Raw genomic sequence first — 4582 nt, forward strand, 5'->3', positions numbered from 1 at the left:
GCCCGGCGCCGGGCCCTGCACTCCGCCGTACGCAAGCTGCCTGGCCGCTGTCCGCGTCTCATGGCCGCGCTGCTGTCCCCGCAGGACCTCACATATCGGGAGATCGCGGGGGAGTTGGGTATCTCACAGGGCAGTCTCGGTCCGGAACGTTCCAGATGCCTGGGTTGTCTGCGCCGAATGCTTACGTCGGAGGTTGCGGCGCACGAAGCACGGGGATAGGAGTGAGGGACAACGGCGGAACAGGTGAGCGGGAGGCATGCACACATGGGCATGAGCGTGACCATCTCGGCGGCGACCGAACAGGACGCCGAACAGATCCTCAAACTGCAGTTCCTCTGCTACCAGAGCGAGGCCGAGCTGTACGGCGACTACAGCATCGAGCCCCTCACCCAGCCCCTCGACTCCCTCAAGGCGGAGCTCGCGGGCGGCACGGTCCTGGTGGCCCGGCTGGGCGACGAGGTGGTGGCCTCGGTGCGTGCGGCTGTGGATGCGGATGGCACGGCCCGCATCAACAAGTTGATCGTCCATCCTCGGATGCGGCGGCACGGGCTGGGCGGGCGGCTGCTCGACGCGATCGAGTCGCGCGTCGCCGCGGACGAGGGTGTGAAGAGCTTCCAGCTCTTCACCGGGCACCGCAGCGAGCACAATCTGCGGTTGTACCGGAAGCACGGGTACCAGCTCGTTTCCACGGAGCGGGTGGATGAGCGGCTGAGCCTGGTGACCCTTGCGAAGGGGTCTTCGACCAGTGCCTTTGTCGCCAGCGCGTAGGGCTGTTCTTCGGCTGCCGGTTCGTTGTGGCTGGGCGCGCCCCGCGGCGGAGCCGCAAATGTCACAGCCCCGCGCCCCTGAAAAAGGGGCGCGCCGGACCTGACGCACGCCTATTGAGTCGCGGTCCTGCTGCGGCGGAGCCAGAACATCGCCGTCACCGGGAGCAGGACCGGGATGAACAAGTACCCCATGCCGTAGTCCGACCAGACCGTGGCGTCGGGGAAGGCGGAGGGGTCGGCCAGGGTCCAGGTGCCCACGGTCAGGACGCCCGCGAGTTCGGCGGCGCAGCACACCAGCGCCGCCTTGCGGGCCGTCTCGCCGCCGCGGACGAGCGAGTACGTGATGAAGCCGTAGACCAGACCGGCCACCGCGGACAGCGAATAGGCGAGCGGCGCCTTGTCGAACTCCGTCGCGATCTGCACGGCGGAGCGCGACACGGCGCCGACGACCATCACGCCGTACAGCCAGACCAGTAGGATGCCCGGACCGCCGATGAGCCGTGTCCGCCCCGGCTGCTTGTCGGTCGCCGCCATCTCAGCCTCCCCAGATGTCGTACAGCCGCACCTGCAGCACGGCGAGGACCACACCGCCGGCCGCGACCGTGATCGAACCCCAGCGGGTGCGCTCCGCCAGCGACATGAAGCCGGCCGCCGGGATGCACGCGAAGGAACCGATCAGATACGCCACGAAGATTGTCGTGCCCTGCTCCGCCTTCTCGCCGCGGGCCAGCTGGACGATGCCCACCACCAGCTGGACGAGGGTGAGTACCGTCACCACGGCCATACCGATGAAGTGCCAGTCCTTGGTCGGTTGGTCGCGGTAGGCGGCCCAGCCGCACCAGGCGGCGAGCGCGAGCGCGGCGACGGCGGTCGCGACCGTCAGGGCATCAAGCATGCCGCGACCCTATTACGGGCCAAAAGACCCGATGCGATCGCCCCCGGGGTGCCCCGTAGGGTCGAGGGCATGAAGATCCAAGCCGATGCCCTGCTGTTCGACAACGACGGAACGCTCGTCTCGTCCCTCGAGTCGGTGTACCGCTGCTGGACCCGCTGGGCCGAGGAGTACGGGATCACCGCCGAGGAGTTCGCGCGGGTCGAGCTGCACGGTCGCCCCGCCGCCGAGATAGCCGCCGACCTGCTGCCCGCCGCCCGCGTCCCCGAGGCCGTCGTACGCATCGAGCAGCTGGAGGTCGAGGACGTCGAGGGTGGTGTTCACCTCCTGCCGGGGACCCGAGCGCTCCTCGACTCCGTGCCCGCCGACCGCTGGGCCGTCGTCACCTCCGCGACCCGGCGGCTGGCCGAGGCCCGCCTCGACGAGGCCGGTATCCGGCCCAAGACCCTGATCGCCGCGGACGACGTCACGCGCGGCAAGCCCGACCCCGAGCCGTTCCTTCTCGCCGCCCGCCGGCTCGGCGTGGACCCGGCCCGCTGCGTCGTCTTCGAGGACGCGCCCGCGGGTCTGCAGGCCGGCCGCTCCGCCGGGATGACCACCGTGGCATTGACCACAACCCACCAGGCCGCCGAGCTGCACGCGGACGTCGTCGTCGGTGACCTCTCGGCCGTGTCGGCACTGGTCACGGACGGGGGAGTGGAGATCTCCGTCGGCGCCTGAGAGGTGTCCACCGCTGTCCGCGATGCGGACAGCGGTTCCCGGTTCCGCGTATACGTCTGCTTTACTTTTCTCATGACCACGACGAGCAGCCGCATCCTTGCGACCGAGGCGACCATGACGCCCGGTGCTCGCTGTATGTGTCGAATGTGCGCCTTCTAGAGGGCCCCCGCACCACCCAGAGCCTCGCGCCCCGAAGCGAGACCGCTCAGGTCTGCCCGTACGACCCTTTCGTACGCGCCTGAGCCTGCCCCGCGCACGCAGTTCTGCCGAAGCCCGGCTTTCATCGCCACCGCGTGAACGACCGTGCCGCGTTCCGACCGAATGCACCCGTGCCCGGCGCACACCCACGCCCTGCACTCGACAGTGACGGAAACCCCAGTGATCACGACAACAGGCCTGAAGAAGGTCTACCGCTCGCGCGGCCGTGAGGTCACCGCCCTGGACGGCGTCGATCTGCACGTCCGCGAAGGCGAGGTGTACGGCGTCATCGGACAGTCCGGCGCCGGCAAGTCCTCCCTCATCCGCTGCGTCAACCTCCTGGAGCGCCCCACCGCCGGCACCGTGACCGTCGCCGGACAGGACCTCACGGCCCTCGCCGGGCGCGGCCCGCGTGCGGGCCGGGAGCTGCGCAAGGCGCGCAGCCACATCGGCATGGTCTTCCAGCACTTCAACCTGCTGTCCTCGCGGACGGTCCAGGACAACGTCGAGCTGCCGCTGGAAATCCTTGGTGTGTCAGGGAAGGAACGTTCCCGCAAGGCGCTGGAGCTGCTGGACCTGGTCGGCCTCTCCGACAAGGCCAGGTCCTACCCGGCCCAGCTCTCCGGCGGCCAGAAGCAGCGCGTCGGCATCGCCCGCGCCCTGGCCGGCGACCCGAAGGTGCTCCTCTCCGACGAGGCGACCAGCGCGCTCGACCCCGAGACCACCCGCTCCATCCTCCAGCTGCTGCGCGACCTGAACCGGCAGCTGGGCCTGACCGTCCTGCTCATCACCCACGAGATGGACGTCGTCAAGAGCATCTGCGACTCGGCCGCTCTCATGGAGAACGGCAAGATCGTCGAGTCCGGCACCGTCAGCGAGCTGCTCGCCACCCCCGGCTCCGAGCTGGCCGCCGCCCTCTTCCCGGTGAGCGGCGACGCCTCCGGCGACGACCGCACGGTCATCGACGTCACCTTCCACGGCGACGCCGCGACCCGGCCGGTCATCTCGCAGCTCTCGCGCACGTACAACATCGACATCTCGATCCTGGGCGCCGCGATGGACACCGTCGGCGGCAAGCAGGTCGGCCGGATGCGCATCGAACTGCCCGGCCGCTACGAGGAGAACGTCGTGCCGATCGGTTTCCTGCGCGAGCAGGGTCTGCAGATCGACTTCGCCGACAAGGCCGTCGAGGCGCCCGTGCTGGCGAAGGAAGGTGCCAAGTGACCTGGTCGGAGATGCAGCCGCTGCTGGAGCAGGCCTGTTGGGACACCCTCTACATGGTCGGCTGGTCGACGGTCATCGCCGTCGTCGGCGGTCTGCCGCTGGGCATCCTGCTGGTCCTCACGGACCGGGGCGGCCTGCTGCAGAACACCGTGCTGAACAAGGTCATCGGGCAGATTGTGAACATCGCCCGCTCGATGCCGTTCATCATCCTGATGGTCGCGCTGATGGGCTTCACCCGCTCGATCACCGGCACGACCATCGGCCGTGAGGCCGCCATCGTGCCGCTCGCGATCGGCGCGATCCCCTTCTTCGCGCGCCTTGTCGAGACGGCGGTCCGCGAAGTGGACGGCGGGCTCGTCGAGGCCGTGCAGTCGATGGGCGGCAACACCTGGACCGTCGTCCGCAAGGTGCTCGTCCCCGAGTCGCTGCCGTCGCTGATCTCCAGCAGCACCACGACGATCGTCGCGCTCATCGGCTACTCGGCGATGGCCGGCACGGTCGGCGCGGGCGGCCTCGGTGACATCGCCATCCGCTACGGCTACCAGCGCTTCGAGACCGAACTGATGTGGATCACCGTCGGCATCCTCGCCGTGGTCATCTCCCTCATCCAGTTCGCCGGGGACTTCGCCGCCCGCGGGCTGCACCGCCGAGGTGGCCAGTCGGGCGCCGCCCCGAGGCTCAGGCTCCTGAAGGCCGCCACCGCGACCAGCAAGACCGTCTGACTCCTACGGGCTCCCGCCCCCACCTCCCCTCGTCCTCACCCCTCTCTCTGATACACTTC

Annotated in this window: 6 protein-coding genes and 1 pseudogene; 5 read left to right on the forward strand and 2 right to left on the reverse strand. The window is 69.3% G+C overall.

All coding sequences use genetic code 11. The features are described 5' to 3' along the window. Positions 1-219 (forward strand): annotated as a pseudogene (locus AOK17_RS52940) (sigma-70 family RNA polymerase sigma factor); the annotation flags it as partial. Between the two features lie 45 nt (positions 220-264). Next, a complete protein-coding gene (locus AOK17_RS42655) occupies positions 265-768 on the forward strand; it encodes a GNAT family N-acetyltransferase (RefSeq protein ID WP_055618033.1) in 504 nt (167 codons plus the stop codon). A gap of 110 nt (positions 769-878) precedes the next feature. On the opposite strand, the gene AOK17_RS42660 is transcribed toward AOK17_RS42655, so the two are convergent. Together AOK17_RS42660 and AOK17_RS42665 are read right to left on the reverse strand one after the other, a co-directional pair. Next, a complete protein-coding gene (locus tag AOK17_RS42660) occupies positions 879-1301 on the reverse strand; it encodes a hypothetical protein (RefSeq protein ID WP_055618034.1) in 423 nt (140 codons plus the stop codon). A 1-nt stretch (position 1302) separates the two neighbouring features. Further along, positions 1303-1662, reverse strand: coding sequence for a hypothetical protein (locus AOK17_RS42665; protein ID WP_055618035.1), 360 nt, complete (start codon positions 1660-1662; stop codon positions 1303-1305). 69 nt (positions 1663-1731) lie between these two features. On the opposite strand from AOK17_RS42665, the gene AOK17_RS42670 reads away from it, so the two are divergent. From AOK17_RS42670 to AOK17_RS42680, 3 genes are all read left to right on the forward strand, one after another. After that, a complete protein-coding gene (locus AOK17_RS42670; protein ID WP_055618036.1) occupies positions 1732-2379 on the forward strand; it encodes an HAD family hydrolase in 648 nt (215 codons plus the stop codon). Between the two features lie 378 nt (positions 2380-2757). Continuing rightward, the gene (locus AOK17_RS42675) at positions 2758-3801 is read left to right on the forward strand and encodes a methionine ABC transporter ATP-binding protein (protein ID WP_055618037.1); all 1044 of its coding nucleotides are present in this window, start codon (positions 2758-2760) and stop codon (positions 3799-3801) included. Continuing rightward, positions 3798-4523: a methionine ABC transporter permease gene (locus tag AOK17_RS42680; RefSeq protein WP_055618038.1), complete on the forward strand. Its 726-nt coding sequence runs from the start codon at positions 3798-3800 to the stop codon at positions 4521-4523. Before AOK17_RS42675 ends, AOK17_RS42680 begins: the two co-directional genes overlap by 4 nt. Positions 4524-4582: the final 59 nt, after the last annotated feature.

The organism is Streptomyces phaeochromogenes, assembly GCF_001418655.1.
Taxonomy (GTDB): domain Bacteria; phylum Actinomycetota; class Actinomycetes; order Streptomycetales; family Streptomycetaceae; genus Streptomyces; species Streptomyces phaeochromogenes.

Coding starts and splice junctions, on each gene's coding strand:
- AOK17_RS42655 (WP_055618033.1), top strand. CDS start 265: ATGGGCATGAGCGTGACCATCTCGGCGGCGACCGAACAGGACGCCGAA.
- AOK17_RS42660 (WP_055618034.1), bottom strand. CDS start 1,301: ATGGCGGCGACCGACAAGCAGCCGGGGCGGACACGGCTCATCGGCGGT.
- AOK17_RS42665 (WP_055618035.1), bottom strand. CDS start 1,662: ATGCTTGATGCCCTGACGGTCGCGACCGCCGTCGCCGCGCTCGCGCTC.
- AOK17_RS42670 (WP_055618036.1), top strand. CDS start 1,732: ATGAAGATCCAAGCCGATGCCCTGCTGTTCGACAACGACGGAACGCTC.